At 42.7% G+C, this 24,143-nt stretch carries 24 protein-coding genes; 10 read left to right on the plus strand and 14 right to left on the minus strand.

Going from position 1 to position 24,143, the window contains the following annotated elements:
- Positions 1-22: 22 nt before the first annotated feature.
- Genes djlA through CXF86_RS03920 form a run of 3 tightly spaced genes read right to left on the minus strand, consistent with a single transcriptional unit; the run spans position 23 to position 2,468 of the window.
- Complete coding sequence (gene djlA / locus CXF86_RS03910; RefSeq protein ID WP_102038388.1) at positions 23-802, minus strand: co-chaperone DjlA; 780 nt, start codon at positions 800-802, stop codon at positions 23-25.
- Positions 802-1,470, minus strand: a complete 669-nt coding sequence (murU, locus tag CXF86_RS03915; protein WP_101091346.1) for an N-acetylmuramate alpha-1-phosphate uridylyltransferase MurU — start codon at positions 1,468-1,470, stop codon at positions 802-804. The genes djlA and murU overlap by 1 nt, the downstream gene beginning before the upstream one ends.
- Positions 1,467-2,468, minus strand: a complete 1,002-nt coding sequence (locus CXF86_RS03920; protein ID WP_101091345.1) for an aminoglycoside phosphotransferase family protein — start codon at positions 2,466-2,468, stop codon at positions 1,467-1,469. Before CXF86_RS03920 ends, murU begins: the two co-directional genes overlap by 4 nt.
- Positions 2,469-2,624: 156 nt before the next feature.
- Here CXF86_RS03920 and lptD point away from each other — a divergent pair, with 156 nt between their 5' ends.
- The 7 genes from lptD (at position 2,625) to CXF86_RS03955 (ending at position 11,681) form a co-directional block, all read left to right on the plus strand.
- A complete protein-coding gene (gene lptD / locus CXF86_RS03925) occupies positions 2,625-4,949 on the plus strand; it encodes an LPS assembly protein LptD (protein WP_101091344.1) in 2,325 nt (774 codons plus the stop codon).
- Positions 4,950-5,073: 124 nt separating this feature from the next.
- On the plus strand, positions 5,074-6,378 hold the full coding sequence (surA, locus tag CXF86_RS03930) for a peptidylprolyl isomerase SurA (RefSeq protein WP_102038389.1): 1,305 nt from the start codon (positions 5,074-5,076) through the stop codon (positions 6,376-6,378).
- 5 nt (positions 6,379-6,383) lie between these two features.
- Positions 6,384-7,367, plus strand: a complete 984-nt coding sequence (gene pdxA, locus CXF86_RS03935; RefSeq protein ID WP_101091342.1) for a 4-hydroxythreonine-4-phosphate dehydrogenase PdxA — start codon at positions 6,384-6,386, stop codon at positions 7,365-7,367.
- A 15-nt stretch (positions 7,368-7,382) separates the two neighbouring features.
- A complete protein-coding gene (gene rsmA, locus CXF86_RS03940; RefSeq protein WP_101091341.1) occupies positions 7,383-8,189 on the plus strand; it encodes a 16S rRNA (adenine(1518)-N(6)/adenine(1519)-N(6))-dimethyltransferase RsmA in 807 nt (268 codons plus the stop codon).
- A 154-nt stretch (positions 8,190-8,343) separates the two neighbouring features.
- Entirely contained in the window at positions 8,344-8,724 is a 381-nt protein-coding gene (gene apaG, locus CXF86_RS03945) for a Co2+/Mg2+ efflux protein ApaG (protein WP_101091340.1), read from the plus strand.
- A 15-nt stretch (positions 8,725-8,739) separates the two neighbouring features.
- Complete coding sequence (locus CXF86_RS03950; protein WP_101091339.1) at positions 8,740-9,564, plus strand: symmetrical bis(5'-nucleosyl)-tetraphosphatase; 825 nt, start codon at positions 8,740-8,742, stop codon at positions 9,562-9,564.
- A gap of 95 nt (positions 9,565-9,659) precedes the next feature.
- Positions 9,660-11,681, plus strand: coding sequence for a methyl-accepting chemotaxis protein (locus CXF86_RS03955; RefSeq protein WP_102038390.1), 2,022 nt, complete (start codon positions 9,660-9,662; stop codon positions 11,679-11,681).
- A gap of 281 nt (positions 11,682-11,962) precedes the next feature.
- Here CXF86_RS03955 and CXF86_RS03960 read toward each other — a convergent pair whose 3' ends face one another.
- From CXF86_RS03960 to rplU, 7 genes are all read right to left on the minus strand, one after another.
- Complete coding sequence (locus tag CXF86_RS03960) at positions 11,963-12,358, minus strand: DUF3718 domain-containing protein (protein WP_101091337.1); 396 nt, start codon at positions 12,356-12,358, stop codon at positions 11,963-11,965.
- Between the two features lie 106 nt (positions 12,359-12,464).
- The gene (locus tag CXF86_RS03965; RefSeq protein WP_101091336.1) at positions 12,465-12,947 is read right to left on the minus strand and encodes a dihydrofolate reductase; all 483 of its coding nucleotides are present in this window, start codon (positions 12,945-12,947) and stop codon (positions 12,465-12,467) included.
- 21 nt (positions 12,948-12,968) lie between these two features.
- Complete coding sequence (locus CXF86_RS03970; protein ID WP_101091335.1) at positions 12,969-13,439, minus strand: threonine/serine exporter family protein; 471 nt, start codon at positions 13,437-13,439, stop codon at positions 12,969-12,971.
- The gene (locus tag CXF86_RS03975) at positions 13,436-14,197 is read right to left on the minus strand and encodes a threonine/serine exporter family protein (protein ID WP_101091334.1); all 762 of its coding nucleotides are present in this window, start codon (positions 14,195-14,197) and stop codon (positions 13,436-13,438) included. Before CXF86_RS03975 ends, CXF86_RS03970 begins: the two co-directional genes overlap by 4 nt.
- Before the next feature lie 26 nt (positions 14,198-14,223).
- Entirely contained in the window at positions 14,224-15,390 is a 1,167-nt protein-coding gene (gene cgtA, locus CXF86_RS03980; RefSeq protein WP_101091333.1) for an Obg family GTPase CgtA, read from the minus strand.
- Positions 15,391-15,528: 138 nt separating this feature from the next.
- Positions 15,529-15,783 carry a 50S ribosomal protein L27 gene (gene rpmA, locus CXF86_RS03985; protein ID WP_101091332.1) on the minus strand — a complete coding sequence of 85 codons (255 nt, stop codon included), beginning with the start codon at positions 15,781-15,783 and terminating at the stop codon, positions 15,529-15,531.
- A gap of 15 nt (positions 15,784-15,798) precedes the next feature.
- Positions 15,799-16,110 carry a 50S ribosomal protein L21 gene (rplU, locus tag CXF86_RS03990; protein ID WP_020914101.1) on the minus strand — a complete coding sequence of 104 codons (312 nt, stop codon included), beginning with the start codon at positions 16,108-16,110 and terminating at the stop codon, positions 15,799-15,801.
- A 281-nt stretch (positions 16,111-16,391) separates the two neighbouring features.
- On the opposite strand from rplU, the gene ispB reads away from it, so the two are divergent.
- Positions 16,392-17,363 (plus strand): octaprenyl diphosphate synthase, encoded by a 972-nt coding sequence (ispB, locus tag CXF86_RS03995; RefSeq protein WP_101091331.1) that lies wholly within the window; start codon positions 16,392-16,394, stop codon positions 17,361-17,363.
- 75 nt (positions 17,364-17,438) lie between these two features.
- Here the strand turns inward: ispB and mdh are convergent, their stop codons facing one another.
- Entirely contained in the window at positions 17,439-18,374 is a 936-nt protein-coding gene (gene mdh, locus CXF86_RS04000; protein WP_102038391.1) for a malate dehydrogenase, read from the minus strand.
- A gap of 351 nt (positions 18,375-18,725) precedes the next feature.
- Here mdh and argR point away from each other — a divergent pair, with 351 nt between their 5' ends.
- Both argR and CXF86_RS04010 read left to right on the plus strand, forming a co-directional pair.
- The gene (argR, locus tag CXF86_RS04005; protein ID WP_101091329.1) at positions 18,726-19,196 is read left to right on the plus strand and encodes a transcriptional regulator ArgR; all 471 of its coding nucleotides are present in this window, start codon (positions 18,726-18,728) and stop codon (positions 19,194-19,196) included.
- A 161-nt stretch (positions 19,197-19,357) separates the two neighbouring features.
- Complete coding sequence (locus CXF86_RS04010; RefSeq protein ID WP_102038392.1) at positions 19,358-19,831, plus strand: cupin domain-containing protein; 474 nt, start codon at positions 19,358-19,360, stop codon at positions 19,829-19,831.
- A gap of 52 nt (positions 19,832-19,883) precedes the next feature.
- Here the strand turns inward: CXF86_RS04010 and CXF86_RS04015 are convergent, their stop codons facing one another.
- The 3 genes from CXF86_RS04015 to CXF86_RS04025 form a co-directional block, all read right to left on the minus strand.
- On the minus strand, positions 19,884-20,816 hold the full coding sequence (locus CXF86_RS04015) for a Dyp-type peroxidase (RefSeq protein ID WP_101091327.1): 933 nt from the start codon (positions 20,814-20,816) through the stop codon (positions 19,884-19,886).
- Between the two features lie 328 nt (positions 20,817-21,144).
- Positions 21,145-22,173, minus strand: coding sequence for an ABC transporter ATP-binding protein (locus CXF86_RS04020; protein WP_101091326.1), 1,029 nt, complete (start codon positions 22,171-22,173; stop codon positions 21,145-21,147).
- A 1-nt stretch (position 22,174) separates the two neighbouring features.
- Positions 22,175-23,806, minus strand: coding sequence for an ABC transporter permease (locus CXF86_RS04025; protein ID WP_101091325.1), 1,632 nt, complete (start codon positions 23,804-23,806; stop codon positions 22,175-22,177).
- Positions 23,807-24,143 lie beyond the last annotated feature (337 nt).

Genomic DNA, 24,143 nt, shown 5'->3' on the forward strand with positions numbered 1-24,143 from the left:
CGTTAATCATTATTATGCAGGGTTAGCGCATACCTCTATCACTCTTAACCCTATCATAAGCTGCTTGAATATCTTGAGCTTTTGTTTTTGCCAGTTCCATCATTTCTGCAGGTAGCCCTTTAGCGACTAATTTGTCAGGATGATGCTCGTTCATTAATTTACGATAAGCTCTTTTAATATCTTGGTCAGACATCGACTCTTCCATACCTAAAACATCATAAGCGTCTTCAATTGAAGTATGGTTACCATTGCCGCCATTTCGATGGAAATTGAACTCCGCCTGCCAGCGCGTAAGTAAATCGTCTAATTGCTTTTGGCTGAAGCCTAACTCTTTAGCAATGGTCGATAGAATTGAATGCTCTTTAGGATCCAAGGTGGCATCTGATAACGCCGTTTGAATTTGGATCTCTAAAAACATCTGCAATACTTCTTTGCGCCCCATTGAGATCAATCTGAAGGTTTTCAAGCAGGCATGGATATCAAAGTTACTTTCCTTTCCTTCTCTAAAGGCGGCTTGCGCATCCGCTCTAGCCTCTCCACTCAGTCGCATTTGATCCATCAACGCATTCGCGATCCGAATATCAACTTCGGTTACTTGTCCAGATGCTTTCGCCACATGGCCCATTACTGCAAAGGTGGTATTAAAAAATAGCGCTTGTCGCTTACTACTATTGCCAATCCCTGCCCGCTGGCTCTGACGGCGATCGTACATATGTCCAAGCCACAAACCGAAAATACCGCCACCGATACGACCAAACATAAACCCGATAATAAAACCGAAAACTTTACCCCAAATTCGCATTACTTACCCTTTTGTATTTCACGTGTTTCAATTTGTGCCAAACGCTCTACCGTACCAACATCGCACCAATAATGATCAAAATAATCACCCACGACTTGCCCATTCGCCATAGCTTCACGCAGCAGCGGCGCAAGCGAAAATGCTTGCGCTGAGACTTGAGTAAACATCTCCGGGTGATAAACGCCCATCCCCGAAAACGTGAGCTTATTTTCCCCGAACATTGAAACCTTGCCATTTAATAGCGCAAAGTCACCCTGTGGATGTTGAATGGGATTATCGACTAACCAAAGATGCGCCAGTTCCCCTGCAGCTAAGCTTTCGATTTTAGGCAGCGCATCAATAAAGACGTCACCGTTAATCACAAAAAATGGCTCATCACCGAGTAAGGTTAATGCTTTTTTAATGCCACCACCGGTTTCTAAAGCCTGCGTTTCCTCACTATAAAAGATTTTCAGTCCCCATTTAGCACCATCACCTAGTGCCGACACCAGCTTATGGCCAAGCCACGCATGATTAATGACCACTTCTTTAAAGCCAGCCATCGCTAGCTTTTCTAAGTGATATACAATCAGCGGTTTGCGCGCCACTTCAACCAAAGGTTTTGGTAGACTATCGGTTAACGGACGTAGTCTTTCCCCACGTCCAGCCGCTAAAATCATTGCTTTCATTTTTTGGCCTTAACTGCGGGGATAATGACACTTCCAATCCATTGGCTAAATTTACTCAGCTCAGGATAGCGACTCGCTATATCACGAATATATTCCAATGTTAACGGAATATCGGCCATATAGGCAGGCTTGCCATCACGGTAATTTAGCCTCGCGAATATCCCAGCAGCTTTGATATGTCGTTGCAGTCCCATCAAGTCAAACCAGCGCTGATACTGTGAAAAACTAACCTCAACAGGCAATAACTGCGCTTCAATCACTTGTTTGTAATGAATAAGCATGAGTTCATTGACGTTATCTTCAGGCCAGCGAATGTAACAGTCGCGTAATAATGAAACCGCATCATAGGTCACAGGACCAATAACAGCATCTTGGAAATCGATAACCTTTAATTCATCGTCTTGCAGCATAATATTGCGACTATGGTAATCCCGATGCATGCCGACTTGAGGCTGCTGTCTGACATTTTCGGTTAACACCTGAAAGGCTATATCTGTCTGAGCTCGTACATCATCACTCGATAATCCAAGGTGATGCTCTGCTAGCCACTCGGTAAATATATTCAATTCCCGAAGCACAAACTCATCGTCATAAATGGGCAATGCTGCTTGATCAGTCGCGATGACTTTAGCGATATCGTTTAACAATAATAACGCTTGTTGGTAATACTGCCTTAGGTTGCTGGGGTTCAATACCGATAATAACTGCACATCGCCGAGATCGCTAAGCAACATAAAACCTTGCTCAGCATCACTAGCGATCACTTTAGGCACAGGTATTCCGGATCTTGAATAAGTTTCAGCTATCTGTATAAACGGAGTGATTGGCACCAGTTTAGGGGGGGAATCAACTACAATATAAGAAACTGAACCAACAATAACTCGAAAGTAACGTCTAAAACTGGCGTCTCCCGAAATAAGTTCCGGTGACACATTGGTGCTAAAATACTGGTTTACCCATGCATTTAACTGAAGAAATCTAGGATCTGACAAGGGCACCTCATGGCTCTCAAGAAGAAATTGCTTTATTATAACGACAAAATGGAAACAGCTAAGCGATTGAAACAAATTATTTGGCTGAGTTGCCCAAGAAAGGGTTCAACTTTTCTCTTCTTCAATAGTCCAAACTAAGAAATCATAATTAATTGACCTAAGATGCAGATCCGTTATTTTCTGGCCTTGAGCCTGCTTCCCCAATTAGCCTTGGCAAATGACGCCAATACTGCAACTGTTGAAAGTTCACAGTGCATTATTGAGCCTCCTGTTAAGCCTTATGTGCCTCTGTATGATTTAGATAATCCTGCAGATCTTGAACGTATCTCCATTATTTCTGACCGCTCTGAAGCTCAAATGGGCAAACAAGCTAAATTCAATGGCGATGTTAGCTTCAGTCAAGGTGGCAGAAACATCTCCGCTGACGAAGCGATTCTTGATCAAGAAGCTGAAGAACTAGCCGCTAACGGTAATTTAGTATTTCAAGATGAATTTTTCACCGTCACGGCCGACTCTTTAGTTGCAAAAATGCGCAGTAATAGCGCGACGTTACAAGGCGCTAAATATTGGCTTAATGGCCAACAGATCCATGGCGATGCCAATAAGTTAGAGATCACCAAAGAAAACAACTTGTTGATGTCGAAAACCAATTTTACAACCTGTCCCGCTGATTCACCTGCATGGTTGTTAGAAGCAGATAGAATCAAAATTGATAGTAAAGAAGAGTGGGGAGAGATTTGGGACGCCAAGCTAAAAATTGGTGGTGTACCAATTATGTATATTCCATACATGACAATTCCCGTCTCAGATAAACGAAAATCTGGTTTTTTATTCCCGTCCTTTAGTACCAGTACTACTAACGGTTTTGAAATAGCGACACCTTATTATTGGAATATCGCGCCAGAGTTCGATCTAACATTTACCCCTAACTATATGTCTGCTCGTGGCTTATACACTAAAACCGAATTTCGGTATCTCGCTGGCGAAAAGCAACAAGGTCAACTGAACTTTGAATTTTTACCCGATGATAACAAGTTAACCAATAGCCCTAACCGTTACCTTTACCATTGGGAACATAGCGGTGCAATAGACAAAAACTGGCGCGTACTGGCAAATTATACCGACGTATCAGACAATAACTACTTCAACGATCTGAATTCAGATGTACAGCGCGCTACCGATAACCAATTGACGCGTATTGGTGAAATTAGTTATTTTGAAGAAAACTGGGATATTAGTGGTCGCGTACAAGATATCAAGGTACTTGGAGAGGAAGAGAAACCTTACCAAGTCATGCCGCAGTTCACCTTTAACTACCGAGCACCTGAATATTGGAATGGCTTTGATGTTAACTTGATGAGCGAAGTCACCAACTTCTCACATCAGGACAGTGAATACTCAACCGCTACGCGCTTACATATTGAGCCAAGCATCTCCTACCCAATTCATGGCCCAGCGGGCTCATTGACGAGCGAAGTCAAACTGCTGCAAACCAATTATTGGCAAGAAGACAATTCAAATCGATCAACTTCAACACTTGATGACACTGTTAGTCGAACTTTACCGCAAGTACGAATTCACGGTCAGATCAATTTTGAGCGCTTTACTGACTATTTTGATACTAATTACCGCCAAACCTTGGAACCGCAATTCCAATACCTTTATGTTGGCTATGAAGATCAATCTAACATCGGTATTTACGATACAGCGCAGTTACAAGAAGACTATAACGGACTCTTTCGTGAGCGCCGTTTTTCAGGCTTAGATCGCATTGCAGACGCGAATCAGTTTACGTTAGGTTTAACCACCAAACTGTTTGATGAGCAAAACAAAGAAATATTTAAATTTAGCTTGGGACAAATTATTTACTTAGAAGATAGCCGTGTCGGTCTTAATGACGTTAATGGCAGTACTGATAACTTTGTCCAAGAAAACACTTCGAACTCAGCTCTTGCTGCAGAACTAAGCACCCAGCTTTATGCTGATTGGTTCTTAAGTGGCTCAATTCAATATGATGCCAAAGAGAGTGAGAATAAGAAAAGTGAGCTCACGGTTGATTATCGCCCAGGCAAGAATAAACTGCTGCAAGCAAGCTATCGCTATGTCCCCGACCTGCTAAACACCAATACCAACGAGTCGGTTGATATTAAACAAGTCGGCTTTAGAGGTGCATGGCCAATTAATGACAGCTTATATTTGGTTGGAAACTGGTATTATGACCTCAATGAAAGCCGCAGCGTTGAAACCTATACCGGATTTCAATATGAAGCATGTTGCTGGGCACTCCGTTTGAGTTATCATTACCGCATTAAGACCAATTACATTGACGAAGACAATCCAGTCAATGATACTCGAGAACTATTTGAAAGCGGTGTTTACCTGAATTTTGTGATAAAAGGTTTAGGTGGCTCAGGTCCGTTAGGGGTCTCCGATATGCTTAATGATGGCCTCTTTAACTATCGCAAACCACTTTATTTAAAGAACTAAATTAACAAAATTAGCTAAAATGCTGAACCTAGCCGATGACAAGCAGTCAAAGCAGGATAAAAGAATCATTAACCCAGTATGAAAATACTGTAAATGACATCATAAATGCCAAGGATTTTTGTGGATGAAACGCTGTAACCGATTGATTTTTGCTTTACTAACATTGGCGATGAGCCAACTTGTTCACGCTGCGGTTGAACCATTAGATCGCGTCACAGTGCAAATTAATGAAGGCATCATTTTAGAAAGTGAAGTGGCTGGAATGGTTAAGACGATTAAAGCCAATGCCGCTACCGCAGGGCAAAAGCTACCATCAGATACTGCACTGCGAACACAGGTTATAGAACGCCTTATTTTGACTCGCTTGCAGATGCAGATGGCTGACCGTATCGGTCTTCATATTGGTGATCTCCAGTTAGACCAAACGATTGAAAACATCGCTAAAGAGCAAAAAATAACCGTTGAGCAGATGAAAGCGCAGATCGAACTTGATGGCACCTCTTTTGCCCAATATCGTGAACAGCTGCGTGAAGAAGTGACTCTCGGTGAAATCCAACGTATTCAGGTGCAACGACGGATCCAAGTTTCGCCGCAAGAAATTAACAACCTAGTCAAGCTGATTAACGAGCAAGGCTTGAAAGATGTAGAATTCCAGATTGGTCACATCTTAATCGATGTTCCAAACAATGCTACCAGCGCCGAGCTTGAAGCATCAAGTAAAAGAGCGGCTACGGTATTGAAACGCTTAAATGATGGTGATGACTTTAGAAGTATTGCCATTGCAGCATCTGCAGGTCCAAAAGCACTTGAAGGTGGTCTTTGGGATTATATGAACATCAACGAAATGCCAACGCTTTTCGCTGAAGTTGTTAGCGATGCAAAAGTCGGTGATATAATAGGTCCAATCAAGAGTGGTGCAGGTCTTCACATCCTAAAAGTCATGGATGCACGCGGCTTACAGACTCAGGAAGTTAAAGAAGTCAAATCTCGCCACATACTATTGACGCCATCTCCGATCCTTTCGGAAGAGCGAGCCAAGAGCATGCTGGACCGATTCTTAGCCCAAATCCGTTCTGGTGACGCCAAGTTCGAAGACTTAGCACGCCAGTATTCAGAAGACCCTGGTTCTGCAGCTAAAGGCGGCGAACTGGGTTGGGCAGATCCAAACATCTGGGTTCCAGCATTTAAACAAACATTGAACTCTCTCAAAGAGGGTGAAATAAGCGAGCCATTCCGCTCAACTCATGGCTGGCACATTGTTCAGCTTGAAGGGAAGCGCACGACCGATGCAACCGATAAATTTAATACAAACCGAGCTCATCAGTTAATATATCGTCGTAAATTTAACGAAGAATTACAGAACTGGTTAGATGAAATGCGTAGTGAGGCATTTATCGATATTTTCGAGCCGGAACCGAATCGAGGTTAACCATATTGTCGACTAAACGAATCGCTATCACGCCGGGTGAACCGGCGGGTATAGGCCCAGATTTAGTGATACAACTAGCTCAGCAGGCTTGGCCTGCTGAGCTAGTTGTTTGTGCTGATCCGGAACTATTACAAACTCGAGCCAAAAAGCTTGGGTTATCAATTCAACTGCGACCTTACCAGCCAAATCAGCCTCCTAAAGCTCAAGAAGCCGGTACGCTTACCATTGTTCCATTTACATTGGAGAGCGAAGCGGTGTGCGGCAAACTTAATGAGCAGAACAGCCATTATGTTGTCGATACACTGCGTTTTGCAGGTGAGAAAAACATGGTTGGCGAATTTGATGCCGTGGTTACTGGTCCCGTGCATAAAGGGATTATTAACCAAGCAGGCATCCCATTTAGCGGCCATACGGAGTTTTTTGCTAACCAAGCAAATTGCCAAGATGTTGTCATGATGCTTGCTGCTCCTGGTTTACAGGTTGCACTTGTCACCACACATATTCCACTGGCTTATGTTGCAAAGGCAATTACTCGAGACCGACTACACCAGATAGTCAAAATTCTACACAAGGATCTTGTTGAGAAATTTGCTATCCCTTCACCTAAGATTTATGTCTGTGGCCTAAATCCGCATGCGGGTGAAGACGGTCATTTAGGCAGAGAAGAGATTGATATCATCATACCTGCGCTCGAAGAGTTGCGAGCGTTAGATATGAATATTATTGGTCCACTGCCTGCTGACACAATATTTCAACCCAAATACTTAGAAGATGCTGATGTGGTACTCGCGATGTACCACGATCAAGGCCTTCCAGTACTAAAAGCTAGAGGCTTTGGCAGTTCAGTCAATATTACTCTAGGATTACCCTACATAAGAACATCGGTCGACCACGGTACGGCCTTAGAGCTTGCAGGCACTGGTTCTGCTGATATTGGTAGTTTTGTCTGTGCATTAAATAGAGCCATTGATTTGGCTGCAAAGAATTAGTGAAAAAGTTATCTCATGAGTAATAAAGTACATTTAGGCCATACGGCTAGAAAACGCTTCGGTCAGAACTTCTTGACCGATCAGAACGTGATCAATCGAATCGTCGGTGCTATTTCGCCAGATAACGATCACGTTATGGTTGAAATTGGTCCAGGCTTGGCAGCGCTTACTGAGCCCGTTGCTAGCGGTATCGACAAGTTAACCGTCGTCGAGTTAGATAAAGATTTAGTTGAGCGTCTAAAAAAACACCCGACGCTAAAAGATAAGCTTGAGATCCACCAAGGTGATGCTCTTGACTTTGATTTTAAACAGCTAGTACGTGAAGATATGCAGATGAAGGTGTTTGGTAATCTGCCATATAACATCTCTACGCCACTCATGTTTCATCTATTTGAGTTTGCACAATACATCGAAAATATGCACTTCATGCTACAGAAAGAGGTGGTATTGAGATTGTCGGCAAGCCCTGGCACTAAAGCCTACGGCCGCCTTACCGTGATGGCACAATATCATTGCCAAATCATGCCGGTGTTGGAAGTTCCACCAGAGTCTTTTACTCCGGCACCAAAAGTAGACTCAGCGGTAGTACGTCTAGTGCCTTTTAAAGTCAAACCCTTCCCTTGTAAAGATGTGGAAATGTTAAGGCATTTGACAACAACCGCCTTTAATATGCGTCGTAAGACACTGAGGAATAACCTCAAACACATGTTAACTGATGATGAGTTCGCACAGCTTAATATCGACCCTACATTGCGACCAGAGCAAATAAGTGTTGAACAGTACGTTGCTATGGCAAATTTGTTCATCGACAAGCAAGTGTAAGTTTTACCCGCAACAATGGCTAAAAACAATTTGAAAGGGCATTAATTTGCCCTTTCTATTTTCTGCGATTCAAACCACATTCTCTATCAATTACAAACAACTCCCATTACTATACTGTTAACTCATTCCAGATTTTTCATACTTGAGGCTAAACATGACCCAGAGTACGACATCCGTAAAAGTTGAAGTCAAAACGGAATATATTGAAGCCCAGTCGACCCCAGAGGAAGAGAAGTATTTATTCAGCTATACCATCACCATTATTAATCTGGGTGACCAAGACGTAACCCTAAAAAGCCGCCATTGGTGTATAACTGATGCGAACGGACGTAAAAGTGAAGTCCAAGGAGCCGGAGTCGTTGGTGAAACCCCAACCATAAAGCCAAACACTGCGTATCAATATACCAGCGGCACAGTACTGGAAACACCATTCGGGGTCATGGAAGGTAGCTATACCATGCAAAACAGTAATGGTGATGAGTTTAAAGCACCGATTTCAGCATTCAGTCTTGCCATTCCTGGCTTGCTTCATTAAGGGTTTTATTGTTACATGGCAAATTATTTTGTAGGAGATGTTCAAGGCTGTTTTGATGAGCTGGAATTAGTACTCAATAAAGTGGGGTTTAACCCTTCAATAGATTGCCTATGGGCGGTAGGTGACTTGATTGCACGTGGTCAGGGATCGCTGCAAACCCTACAATATTTTAAGTCATTGCAAGGCTCAGCTAAGGTGGTGCTCGGTAACCACGATCTCCATTTACTCGGGGTGCATGGAAAAATAAAACGCGCTAACCCCAAAGATAATTTAGGCGAGTTGTTAGCCTCTCCAGATATAGGCGCATTGGTTGATTGGTTGCGTCTTCAGCCACTTTATCAAGAATATCCCGAGCAGAACATACTAATGACCCATGCCGGTATCCCACCACAATGGGATCTCAGTACACTAAGAAACAAAGCAGATATCGTCGCAGAAGCACTGCAACAGCCGGATTACTTAACCGCTCTGATTGCAAAAATGTACACTAACTCAGTTGCTCACTACAGTGATGATCTATCTGAGCTAGATAAGAAAATCTATACCATTAACGCACTGACACGCATGCGCTATCTTTACCCCGACGGTCGTCTAGATTTTGACTGCAAATTACCCATAGAACAATGTGATAATCCTCAACTGTCACCTTGGTTCACCCATCACGCCATACTTCGCCCTGAACATACACTCGTCTTTGGTCACTGGGCAGCAATTATGGGCGAAGTGAACTCTCCAGCACTACAAGCGCTCGACACTGGCTGTTGTTGGGGAGAACATTTAACCCTGTGGCACTTAGAATCAGACCAGAAAATAACTCAAAATAAGTTAAAAGAAAGTTAAACTTAACGCGCCTACGGTCGATATAACATAATAGCGCGCCTTCCAATGTGATTGTTGTCACCTAGCAGAATAAAATAATAATAAACGGAGCTTCTATGAAATTAAATGTTGCCACTAGAGTGATTGGAGGGTTTACAGTTGTGACCTTCCTGCTTATCGTATTAGGTACCGCATCATGGTTTACCAATAATAAGCTAAAAACCAGTACGACATTATTGCAAGAGCTCAGCCTGCCAGCTTTAGAATCGAGTAACCTTCTTTCTCAAACCTTATCTCAGCAAGAGAAGCAAATTTTAGTGGCGTATCACAGCCCAGATAGCAAAGCGGTACCGGCAATTAAATCTCAGTTTGCATCAGCAAGTAGAACTTTCTCACAAGAGCTAAGCAAACTGACCACTTTAGTGAGTGACAAAAGTGATTTTAGCCAGGTCATTAGAAAACTAAAAAGTAGCTATGGTCAGTTTAAAAATGAAAGCGAAAACATGATTGCTACTCATGAAAATGCACTAATAACTCAATCCCAAATTAAAAACAAATACGATGCTGTTGAAGTGGCAGTCGATGATAGCGCGTCACTTTTACTCGATCTTATCGATATGGAGTTGAGCGAAGACATCATCCAACAAGAGATAGCCGCCACAGCAAGTGCACTAGATTCAAGCTTAAGCGGTATCGTCAGTACTAGCTTTGATTTGATTGGCACCACTGACAAATCAAAATTTAATACCATTTCTAAAGAGCTCGATTACATCGTCAGTGACACCAAGAGTAGACTGCAATATGTGACATCCCACTGGGAAGGTGTTGTCGAAGCGGATCTCATTGATGAGATTAATGTTGAAGCGGCAAAAGTATTTGTACTCGTCAAAGGTAACAACTCTTTAATTGACTTAAAAGCCAAAGAGATTGAGTTAATTAGCAAAGCGTCTCTTTTACTCAGTACCGTTGATAAGGAGGCTAGTAACGTCAACAAGCAGATGACAAGCCTTACTTCTCTCATTGAGTCATTCTCCAAAGACGTCAGCGAGAGCGCAATTAAAGATATCGATAGTGCCAGCATACAAACACTGATCTTAGTGCTCATTGCCATTCTGGTGGCCATTGTGGTCAGCATTGCTGTCGTTCGTCCCCTTAGCCGTTCATTAGACAAAATTAATCACGCGCTCAATGTACTCGCATCAGGCGATCTAACTCATAAGCTCGATGATTCAGGGCATGATGAGTTTGCCAAATTATCAAGTAACTGCAACAAACTTGTCGACAGTTTACGTGCCCTCATCCAAGGTATACTTGACCGCTCTGACCAACTTGCAGCCGCAGCAGAAGAAACCTCAGCCATTACAGCCCAAACAACAGTAGGCATTCAAGAGCAGAAGAGCCAAGTGGATCAAGTCGCTACTGCAACCACTCAGCTAAGCTCTAGTGCGCTGCAAGTGACAGCGAGTGCCGATGAAGCCTTAAGCCAGATAAAAGCGGCAGACGATGAAAGCCAACATATGCGTCTCATCGCTGATGAAAATAAGCGTACAATTCTTGCCTTGGCTGATGAAGTATCAAAAGCTGGAGTGGTGATTAATAAGGTTCATGCAGACAGTGCCTCAATAGGCTCGATATTAGATGTGATTAGAGCCATTGCAGAACAAACTAACCTGCTTGCACTCAATGCTGCAATTGAAGCTGCACGAGCTGGTGAGCAAGGACGAGGCTTCGCCGTGGTAGCAGATGAAGTGCGTAGTCTTGCCTCTAGAACTCAAGATTCAACCCAAGAGATCCAGCAGATGATTGAAGTACTACAACAAGGTACTCAAGAGGCTGTCGCGGTTATGGAGCTTGGTCGTTCGCAAGCAAAATCCTGTGTTGATAAAACAGAACAAGCAAATAACGCCCTTGAAAGTATCAGTAATGCTGTTCACAAAGCTCACGATTCTGGCACCCATATTGCCCATGCGGCGCAAGAACAAAATCTGGTCAGTCAACAAGTCTCAGAAAAGCTAGAACACATCGCGGCGATTTCAGAAGAAACTTCAACGGGTGCAGATCAAACGGCGCAGTCTAGCCATCAAGTTGCACAACTCGCAGAAGAGCTACAAGCCTCAGTGAAAGAATTTAAAGTTTAATAACTTTTATAATTTAAAAAGGAGGACTGTTTTACAGTCCTCCTTTTTTATAGCCAAATTATTTGGCTTCAATATTGGTAGCGATTAAATATCCGCCACAATGATTGTTACACCAAATAAATACCTGCAAGACGGATAGCACTCCAACCAACATAAGCCTGACTGCATTAATATACTAATTCACTGTTTACATTAAACCGTTATTGCTTAGTACTAAGTGACACATATAAAAAAACCGGGAAGTCCCGGTTTTTTATATTTATATACGTCGAAAAGTAGAATTAACCGCCAGCTAAACGTTCTTTAATCGCTGTCGTAATTTCACTTGCTGAATGGCCATTACTTTCAGCCCATGCAGCGATAGTAAGACCATCACTTTCAGCTCGACCTAGGTTAGATACCGGCAATCTCTTTGTGACAAAGGTACCTACTGCATTAGAGCCATTCTTCATAGCCACTCTCAGCAAGCTATCACCATTACATGAAACACCGTCATATATATTACGCAATTTAACACGGCTTTCTTTTAGCTTCTTACGCAAACGGTTTTTATCATCACTGACAACATAGTTACAAATATTGGCAGCTAATTGATCTTGGTTTGCTAAGGCTGGAGTTGAAATCGATATTGAAGATGCCACAATCAGTGTAGCGATGCTCATAGATAACAAGCGCATCAGACACTCCTTATTATTTTAGTTTTTATTTATTATATTAAGAAAGCACTTATCGATATGCCTTCTTTATTATCATTACAACAGGGTACTAAACAACCCGTCTAATTTAACACTTTTTAACCATTTTTATAAAGCTATATTCCAATTGTTTACTACTTATAGCTACATCTCTCGACATTTCCAACCAAGAACCATCATCCCAATGCGGGAAATAGGTATCGCCTTCAACATCCAGTGAAATTTCGGTTAAATATAAAACATCCGATATACACAAAAGGCTTGCGTAAAGTTGACCGCCTCCGATAACAACCAGCTCTTCACAGTCGCCTGCAGCGAGCTTAGCATCCTCAAAACAGGTCACCGTAGTGACACCGTCTATAGCCAAATCCGTTTGACGACTAATCACTATATTATGCCTGCCTGGCAACGGTCGACCAATTGACTCATAGGTCTTTCGCCCCATCACGATAGGTTTACCTAGGGTTACAGCCTTAAAATGGCGTAGATCTTCAGGGAGGTGCCATGGCATCTTATTGTCTTTACCAATAACGCGGTTATTCGCCATAGCGGCAATCATAGCAATTTTCAAAATACTTCCTTTTACATTTTGTTAGATGACTGGACGCGAGCGAAAATAAAGTAAGCTTGGCATAGCAAGGCCGACAGATAGTGCGCCGAGAATGAATACAGTTTTAAGCCCATTACTGATGACTTCTGATATCAGTTCCGGGCTGACATGGGATTGTGCCGTCAATTGGACTAATGCTATCACGGTATTAAATGCGTAGGAGCCAGGGATCATCGGAATGATCGCTGCAACAGCGTACATCAAAGGTGGCGCGAGATGACGCTTAGCAAAACCAATTGTAACTATCCCTACGAGCGCAGCAGCAAAAAATGTTGCCCATTCAATAGGGAGTCCTAGGCTTAACCACATCGTGCGGCTGCCATGCCCTAGTGCTCCCGCTATTGCACAAAAAGGCAGGAAACGACGCGGTACATTAAACAGCATCGCAAATCCTACTGCAGGAATCGCTGAAAACACCGCATCATTTAACATGCTTAGAATAAGCGACATCATAAAAACAGCCCACCTATTTGCATTGCCATAGTGATCCCTATTACTGACGATACCGTCAGTAACGTCGCGTGGCCCCAGCGAGAAATGCCGACGTTTAGGTGTCCCTTTACCATATCCGATATAGCATTAATCATCGGAAAGCCTGGCACAAGCATCAATACACTCGCGGCCATGGGTAACTTGGGCGTGTCGGTTAAATCAAATTGGTAACCCGTTTGCGCAATAATAGTCGTAACGAATGCTGTAACACTGAAATTGAGGAGTAAATTGAAATGACGTTTGGCGATAGAAAGTCGAACAAACATACCGATAGCTGAAGCTAAAAATGTAATCAGGCAAGCCGTAATGTCTCCCCCGAATAGGTGACAAAAACTAGCACAAGATAAGCCAATCATAGGGACTACATATTTTGCTGGATAAGTCTTAGGTTCGATGCGGCTGACACGTTTACGCACTTCATGCAGGCCGTATATGCCTTTTTCGGTCAACAGACAGATACGTTGAAGCTCGCATACAATGGTCATATTAATACCATGCTCACGCGTTCGTCTGGTTGTGGTTATACAGCGCCCATGAACAAGGCTAGTTAAAACGAGGCAGTTGGAGGAGATAGAGATTTCGACACTGGCTAAACCTAAAGCATAGCCTAAGCGCTGACTAATCTCTTCAACAAGTTCAGAGTCAGCGCCATAAGCTAGAAGAAGTTGAGCAACCCTAACAACTTGACGTGTAATATCATTTTGTGTGTCGGCGTACAATTCTCAACATCCTCAATTGAAACTATCTATCTTTGATAGATAACCTCAACATCGTAATCATCATCATCAAAATCGTCGTCATCATCGTCAGCGACATAATCTTCGTTGACAGATTCGTTAGCATTTTGATGGTAATTATCCCACTTAAACTCAACTTCGGCTTCGACGTCAACTTTCTCTTCAGGAGGTAGCAACGCAATAAAGTCGAGCAACTTAAGTGCTAATTCAGCTGTACCTTCGCGATTATAAGCGGAAATAGTAAATACTTCGCCTTCCCACTCCAGTTCATTAACAATCTTATCGATTTTTACTTGCAGCTCTTCTTTGAGCATCAAATCGGCTTTGTTAATGACTAACCAGCGTGGCTTACCTGCAAGCTTAGGCGAATGCTTTTCTAGCTCAGCGACAATAGAACGCGCTGATTCTACAGGATTGCTACCATCGATAGGCTCGACATCCAAAATGTGCAACAGCACTCGGCAGCGTTCTAAGTGCTTCAAGAACTGAACACCAAGACCAGCACCATCTGCAGCACCTTCGATTAGACCGGGAATATCCGCAATCACGAAGCTTTGGCCAGGTCTTGGGTTAACAACACCAAGATTGGGCACCAACGTTGTAAAGGGATAATCTGCTACTTTTGGTCTTGCTTTTGATACTGCACGAATAAAAGTCGATTTACCCGCATTTGGCATACCCAGTAGGCCAACATCAGCAAGCAACAACAGCTCAAGTCTCAAGCTACGTACTTCGCCATCAGTACCTAATGTTTTTTGCCTAGGTGCACGGTTAGTACTGCTTTTAAAGCGCGTATTACCCATACCATGGAAACCACCTTTGGCCACAAGCATTTTCTGGCCGTGTATGGTTAAATCACCAAGAGTCTCTTCTGTCTCAGCATCTATTGCTCGTGTACCGACAGGTACTTTAAGCACTAGCTCATCACCGCCATGACCAGTACAGTCTCGACCACGACCGTTCTTACCGCGTTCGGCATTATGGAAGCGTTCAAACTGAAAGGTAATTAATGTGTTAAGGTTTTCGTCAGCCTGCAGATAAACACTGCCGCCATCGCCACCATCACCACCATCAGGTCCACCATCAGGAACATATTTTTCACGTCTAAAACTGACGCAACCACTACCACCATTACCCGCTTCAACACGGATAGTCGCTTCATCGACAAACTTCATACCAACTCCTGGCACCACAGAATGAAAGAATTATACTCTTAACGATTCTAGTCGCCAAAAAACAATTTACTTAATATTAAAAAAAACAAAGCCCCACCAATGGCGGGGCTTTGTATTAATCTTAGCAGAAGCTAAAGATTAATCTTCAATGCTGATAAACTTGCGGCTCTGTGGACCTTTAACTTCAAACTTCACTTTACCAGAGGTAAGTGCGAATAAAGTGTGGTCACGACCGATACCAACATTAACACCAGCGTGGAATTTAGTACCACGTTGACGAACGATGATGTTACCAGCTAGAACTGATTCGCCGCCAAAGCGCTTTACACCAAGACGTTTACTTTCTGAATCGCGGCCGTTACGAGTAGAACCGCCAGCTTTTTTATGTGCCATGAGTTAGACTCCTAATTAAGCGCTAATAGCTGTAATTTTAACTTCGGTGAACCATTGACGATGGCCCATCTTCTTATCGTGGTGCTTACGACGACGGAACTTAACAATAGTTACCTTCTCCGCACGGCCGTGGCTAACAACTTCAGCAACAACCTTACCACCTTCAACTAAAGGTGCACCTACGTGTACAGTCTCACCATCTGCAACCAAAAGAACTTGGTCGAACTCGATAGTTTCGCCTGTAGCGACTTCTAATTTTTCTAAACGAACTGTATGACCGGCTTCAACACGATGTTGTTTGCCGCCACTTTGAAAAACAGCGTACATAGCTATTTTACTCCGATATTCTAAACACGCCGCTCAAACTATATTAGATTGATGCAGGGGTGCTATAAAAGCTTTAATGACAATGGTCGCGGAGTTTACGCTAAGAACTAGCATCTGACAAGAGCTAATTCAGTAAGAATAAAAAAAGACCCAAATATCTCCCAGAATTAGCGACAACTACTGTCTTGCTGCACAAATTTAGGTAGAATCCCCCTATTATAACATTTATGTCTTAAATGAGCTGCTGATTGTCATAGCAGCCAACAAATCAGAGTCTATTTATGGATTTAAACGCCATTCGTCAATTGGCTGATAGCGATATGCAAGCAGTCAATCAACTGATCTATAAACAATTAGAGTCAGATGTAGCCCTAATTAATCAATTAGGTTTTTATATTATTAACGGTGGCGGCAAACGCTTAAGACCTTTATTGTCAATTTTAGCGGCTCGGGCAATCGACTATAAAGGTGATTCTCACTTAAAGTTGGCAGCAATAATCGAGTTTATTCATACAGCTTCACTACTGCATGATGACGTCGTTGATGAATCTATGCTCCGTCGCGGCAGAGAAACAGCGAATGCATTGTTTGGTAATAGTGCCAGTGTATTAGTGGGTGACTTCCTTTATACGCGTTCATTCCAAATGATGACTGAGCTTAAAAGCTTAGACGTACTTGAAATACTCGCTGACGCCACTAACGTACTCGCCGAAGGTGAAGTCCTGCAATTGATGAATTGTAACGACCCAGACACCACTGAAGAAAGCTACATGCGTGTCATCTATTGTAAGACAGCAAAATTGTTTGAAGCTGCAACACGCTTAGCGGGTTTATTAGCCGAAAGCTCTGAAGAGATACAAACAGCACTTGCTGAGTATGGTAAGTTTTTGGGTACCGCCTTTCAATTAACTGATGACCTACTTGATTACACAGCAGAAACAGAAGAGCTAGGTAAGAACATAGGTGATGATTTAGCTGAAGGAAAACCAACTTTACCGTTGATCTTTGCCATTGCCAAAGGTAACGACACAGAGAAAGCGCTCATTAGAGAAGCGATTGAAAAAGGTGACGGTACAGAGCACATTGAAGTGATTATAAGCGCCTTAAAGCGTTGTGGTGCGCTTGAATATACTGAACAGCGAGCCATAGAAGAGTCTAACAAGGCTATCGCCGCATTAGCTATATTGCCAGAGTCAGAATACAAAACAGCACTAATTTCACTGGCTAAGATAGCCGTACAGCGTAGTCACTAGTTTTATTGACTCAATAAAAACGGAGCCAATTGGCTCCGTTTTTTCGTTAAGGGCTTACATTGTCAAAAGGTAAGCTTACTTAACAAATTCGATACCAAGCTTAATATCTGCTTTTAGCGTATCTAGCATTGCATCACGAGCACTTGCTTCAAATGCGCTAACGTCACCATATGCTAATACTTCTTCAACACCATTTTTACCAAGAACAATAGGTTGAGCGAAAAACTCAGCATGTTCGCTGCCGCCGTCTACGTAGGCACATTCAACAACGTTTGCTTCGCCTTGCAAGCCACGAACGAGAGAAAGACCGAAACGACAAGCTGCTTGTCCCATAGAAAGTGTCGCACTACCGCCACCCGCTTTAGCTTCAACAACTTCAGTACCTGCATTTTGGATACGCGTTGTTAACGCTGTAACTTCTTCATCAGTAAAGCTAACGCCTTTAACCTGTGAAAGAAGTGGCAAAATAGTCACACCACTATGGCCACCGATAACGTTCACTTTAACGTCTGCTACGTTTAAGCCTTTTGCTGCAGCAACAAAGGTTTCAGAACGAATAACATCAAGCGTCGTCACACCGAATAAACGGTTCTTATCATACACACCCGCTTTCTTAAGCACTTCAGCAGCAATAGCAACTGTCGTATTCACAGGGTTAGTGATAATAGCGATAAGCGCGGTAGGGCAAGTCGCAGCACACTTTTCAACAAGGTTTCTTACGATCCCAGCGTTGATGTTGAATAGATCTGAGCGATCCATACCAGGCTTACGTGCAACACCCGCAGAAATAAGGACCACATCGGCACCGTCTAATGCAGCAGAAGGATCTTCACCCGCAAATCCTTTTACTTCAACCGCTGTTGGGATGTGGCTTAAATCAACGGCAACACCTGGTGTTACAGGTGCAATATCATAAAGCGACAATTTTGAACCCGCAGGTAGTTGAGTTTTTAATAGTAGGGCAAGCGCCTGGCCAATACCGCCAGCAGCTCCAAGTACAGCAACTTTCATAGTTATCTCCGTCAATTCTCGGATTTTTGTGATTTAGATCCGCTTTTCTAATGGCGCAACAGTACTGGATTCACAACTAAAATTCAATTATCCCTTAGTCGTGTTCATTCTATTCTAGATTCACAATGCCACTTACCATCGCTTTAAACGCCCAGCCCGTCTAGCTTTGCTATCAAATCGCTTGCAAAAGATCAGTATAAAAATAAATAGAATTTATACTCTAATGAATTTAGTACCGCTCAACAAAACAACTCGCTGTGAATTATTATTCAAAAAAACGAATAAAATTTGACATGAAAGGCGAATATAATCATCATAGAGCGGATTTTTTTGAATAAAGAATAATAATATATGCAAACAAGCAAAAATCAGGACGATCTCGTTAGAACCTTTAAGTTGATCTTAAAAGAGGAGCGTTTTGGCTCCCAAAGTGAAATAGTGATAGCGCTTCAAGCTGAAGGCTTTAGCAATATCAACCAATCAAAAGTCTCGCGTATGCTGAGTAAGTTTGGCGCAGTTCGAACCCGAAATGCTAAACAGCAAATGGTTTACTGTTTACCCGCTGAGCTTGGTGTACCAACTGCTGGTAGTCCACTTAAAAACCTTGTACTTGATGTGGATCATAACCAGTCAATGATCGTTGTTCGAACCAGCCCAGGTGCGGCACAGTTAATCGCCCGATTACTTGATTCGATAGGTAAGCCAGAAGGTATTCTAGGCACGATAGCGGGTGATGATACTATCTTTATCAGTCCGTCAAATATCGACATGATTGTGGATACAGTAGAAACGGTTAAATCATTGTTCAATTACATGGATTAACTTTTTCTGCCAGCAAAATAAGGGCGGAAACGCCGCCCTACCTCCCTTTAAGCCAAATGCCAACGCTACCTTTATACAATATATTGAATATGTTATTTTTTATTATATCAATATGGTTATACTGCCAGTAGGGCAGCATTCCTAAGTTGAGGATAATAAAGATGAAAAACAAACTGATTAATGTTTCTGATGTTGGCTGGGAGTCTTGGTCACATGAAAATAATTACGGCAGTGATCAAAAGCACATTGGTGATACTGCTGGGGCTGAAAAAGTTGGCGTAACCATGGAAAAGGTAGCACCAGGCATGGCGTCAGCACTTGCTCATTATCACACTAAAGAAGAGGAACACATTTACGCGATGCAAGGGGAAGCCACTCTCTATATTGATGATGAACCTCATGTTTTTAGCGAAGGAAAATATATCTGCTTCACAGCCAACTCTGGTATCGCCCATAAAATAGTTAATAATAGCGATGCCGATTTCATTTTTTTAGTGGTCGGTAGCCGTGATACCCATGATGTCGTTGTTTATCCCGAAACCAATAAAGTACTCGTCCGGAGTATGAATGAGGTTTATGACCGCAGCCCTACTAGCTACTTTAATAACGATAAAGAAGAACAACAAGAAAAATAGCAGGCATAAAAAAACGCACTTATTGTGCGTTTTTTTTACAGATTAACCAGGCTTATGCGGATCGTTCTAAAAAATCTATCGATGGCACAAAAAAGGATGACCCTGTTAGTGCTTGAGTAAAATGCATCAGATGATCATGATTACCTTCTGTATCACCATAGATCATACTTTCGAGCATTTTTTCAAAATTCACCGAGTTTCCACACATAGAGATAAACATTAAACCTTGTTCTTTAACCGAACCATAAGGCATGCTTTGACGTAATATTTCCATTGAATTACCGTCATCATCTTTAAGATTAACTCGCTTAATATGACTTGTTAATGGCTTATCTGCAGAGGCGTATTCAATATTTTCAGCTTTGGTACGACCAATGATATCTTCTTGTTTCTTATCTGGCAGTCGATTCCACTTACTCAAATTATGAGCAAATTTTTGTACATGAATATAACTGCCATTTTTAAACTCGTTATCTTCATCTCCAACCAGTGCAACACTTTGACGGCTACGGCCCTTGGGGTTTTCAGTGCCGTCAACAAAGCCTGTTAGGTCGCGACTATCCATAAAACGGAAGCCGCGCTCTTCATCTATCAACTCTACGAGTCCATCAAACATTTGACACACTTCATTGGCCACTAAGTGGAGAATATCGAAGCGATCACCACGCAGCTGCACAAAGAGATCATATTCGATCGCCGGCGCATCTCTATTCTCTTGATTCATCGCAGGAAATGGCTTTAATTGGCGTGGTCTGCCTACCGGGTAAAGCGCATCCCAATAGTTTGCCCCAACGGCAACAAACCCGTTGAATGCACTATCCGCAAATTGATCTGCAAGATCGTGAATATATTGGGCCACATTTGCAACACATGGGCGCATTTGCGATTCGATACCATCATTAGCATTAAACATTAAATAGACACTGTGCAAATTTCCTTCTGCACAAACTCCTAGTTGTTCACGAGGCATAACCTGACTATCCATTTTTATATGTAACCCTTATTTTGCATTAATCATCGGCAATATTATCTACAACTTTAGCATCTAATAATTCTACCTGACGCACATTAACCAGAATAAAGACTTATATTTAGCCTACTTGCAAAGCGCTATACTTGTGTCACATTGCTTTTGTCTTATAGCATGCGCACGAGTAAGCCGTTAATTAATTTTATATTAAACGCTCTAAACCCAAGCTTACTAAAATTGTCACTAAACGGCGATAAAAACAACACATTAAACGATGAATTAAACTCTCAATGTTTTCTTACCTCACTTCAAACGCGCAGATATTTAGTTAGTGCTACCTCCGTTAGAGTAAAATTAAATGGTGTCGTGTTGCTGTAATTGCCACTTTTTCACCAATATTGATATCTAAGCATTCACTATGGACATCGAGCGTGATGTCATCAATTTGGACCAAATACTGGCAGACATGCCCAAGAAAACGACGCTCAATGACTTCACCTAAGCCCTTGTCGTTTTTAGATATGACTAAGTGCTGTGGCCTTAACAAAAGCTCAGCTTCATCATTTAGCGCCACCATCAGCGGACGGTCACTTTCAATATCACCAATAAGTGTAGACACGGTTTTATCCGCAATCACTTTCGCAGGTAAGTAATTACTAGCCCCTAAAAAGTCAGCGACATACTTATCTTGTGGGCATAGATACAGTTTCTCAGCGTCACCACATTGAACAATTTTACCATGGTTAAACAAAGCGAGCTTATCAGCAAAAACAAACGCCTCATCTTTACTATGAGTTACAAAAACGGCACTTATATTATGTCGCTTTAGGATATGACGGATCTCAAGCATCATCTCTCGACGAACCTTGGCATCTATATTTGAAAATGGCTCATCAAGTAAAAGAACCTCAGGTTCATAGGCTAACGCTCGAGCGATTGATACCCTTTGCTGCTGACCACCCGATAGCTCGTGTGGATATCGCTCCCCTAGCCCGTCCAACTTTACCAGTGACAACATTTTATCTAGTCGCGTCACTCGTTGTGCTTTATTCGCTATTTTCACGCCAAAAAGTATATTTTCTGCCACTGTAAGATGAGGAAACAAAGCGTAATCCTGAAAGATCATGCCGATCCCACGCTTCTCACTGGCGACAAATTTTTTGTCGGATACCACGGTATTACCATTGATTGCGATCTCGCCTTCGGTAATATTTTGCAGACCCGCGATAGCCCGTAACAGTGTCGTTTTACCGCAGCCACTCGGCCCCAACAAGGCAATAATTTCACCTTTTTCAACGGTTAAATCGAGACCTTTCAACACCACTTGTTTTTGGTATTGGCTATGGACATTGCTGACTTGTAAGGTTGCCATACTACTTTTCTTGCTCCAAAGAACGGTTGAGGTATATCAATGGGACTAACCCCACCAACACGATAACAATCGCGGCTAAAGCGCCATGTTCTAGCTGTTCATCAGAGACAAACTGAAAAACATACGTCGCCAAATTTTCAAAACCGATCGGTCTGAGTAACAAAGCCGCCGGGAGCTCTTTCATACACTCAATAAAGACCAATAATAATCCCGCAAATATTCCTTTTCGCAGCAAGGGGACATGCACCCTAGCCAGCAATGCTTTTGGGGTTAAGCCTAACGTTACACTCGCCATATCTAAAGATGGCGAAATGCGTTTATAGCTATTTTCTATACTACCAATTGCAATTGCGGCAAAACGGATACAAAAAGCACAAACAAGAATAAAAACACTACCGGTTAATATAAGTCCCGGCCCTTCAAAACCAAAATATTCAGCGACATCATTAATCGCAAAATCAAGCTGTGTAAATGGCACTAAAATACCAATGGCCAACACGGTACCGGGTAGAGCGTAGCCAGTAGAGGCTAACCTTGACGGCAACATATCGGCTCTTCGAGGACTCACCCTTCTGACAAACATTAAGACAATACCGATGCAGACACAGATCACGCTTACCAATAGCGAAATCCATAAACTATTAAAGCTGTACTCAAAAAATTTGGCATTCCAACTCTCGGCAAAATAACCCCAAGCATATTGCAGCAAAATAGCGAATGGCAGCAAAAAAGCGAGCGTTAATAAGCCAAAGCAGTAGCCAGTAGCCGCAAATGCCTTTACACCACTCAGCGAGTAGCGATCTAACTCTCCTGGTGATGACTGTTTTTGGAAAAGTTGTTGTTTTCGGCGTGCAAAACGCTCGAAACCAATCATAGCGAAGATGACAAACAGCATAATAGTAGAGAGTTTTGCGGCAGCGGTTAAACTGCCATATTCAAACCAAGTATCATAAACAGCCGTGGTTAATGTGGGCACCGCAAAATAACTCACAGTGGCAAAATCTGCCGCCGTTTCCATAGCAACAAGTGTGGCTCCCACGGCTAAAGCGGGTCTAGCCATAGGTAAGCTAAGCCGCCAGAAGCTTTTCCAAGGGCTACACCCCATAACGCGTGCGGCATGTCCTAAACTTGCTGATTGCTCCATAAATGCGGTGCGCGCTAGCAGATAAATGTACGGAAAAAGCACCAACGCCAGCATAATTGCTGCACCGCCTAAAGAGCGTACTTCAGGAAAGTAGTAATCATGGGGCGTTTGCCAGCCCAATAGGCCTCGCAGACTTCGCTGCACGGGACCTGCATAATCCAAAAGGTCCGTGTACACGTAAGCGACCACATAGGCTGGCATTGCCAGTGGTAACAATAATGCCCATTGGAAGATGTTTCGGCCAGGGAAACGACATTTGGCCACCAGCCAAGCGGCGGGTATAGCCAGTAGAAGAGCGCCTATCACCACCCAGAACATTAGCAGCAAGCTATTGCTGATATAGGTCGGTAAAACGGTATCAATGAGATGACCAAAAACAGCTTCATCAGGCATCAGTGATTGCAGAATAAGCGCGATAAGCGGCATCACGATCAACAGTGCCAATGTGTAGCTTGCAACAGACCAGCGTCTAGCTAAGCCTAATATCATGGTGTCAAATACCTATACCCATCCAGCTTGGAGATGCTCGTTTCAGAGGCGTTGTGCCAGTTCAATTCTAGGCGCATTAACGTAGAAATGGTTATTCCCTTTTAAGTGAGTGCAACAACGAAGTGGGCTTGCACAACGCCTTCTGCGATGGGTATGCTTTTTATATTATTAGAGTGGGCTTTACTCTGTGTTATTGATTTTACTAAGGCAATGACCATTAGCGGCAATCAATGCCTCGCCTACATGGATGTAGGTGCTTAGGTTCAGCCTGGAGCAATGAACCTGTGATTAAAGCCCATTAAACTCCCATTGAATCCTACATCTTCAGGTAGGATGG

Source organism: Shewanella sp. GutCb, from assembly GCF_002836135.1.
Lineage (GTDB): Bacteria > Pseudomonadota > Gammaproteobacteria > Enterobacterales > Shewanellaceae > Shewanella.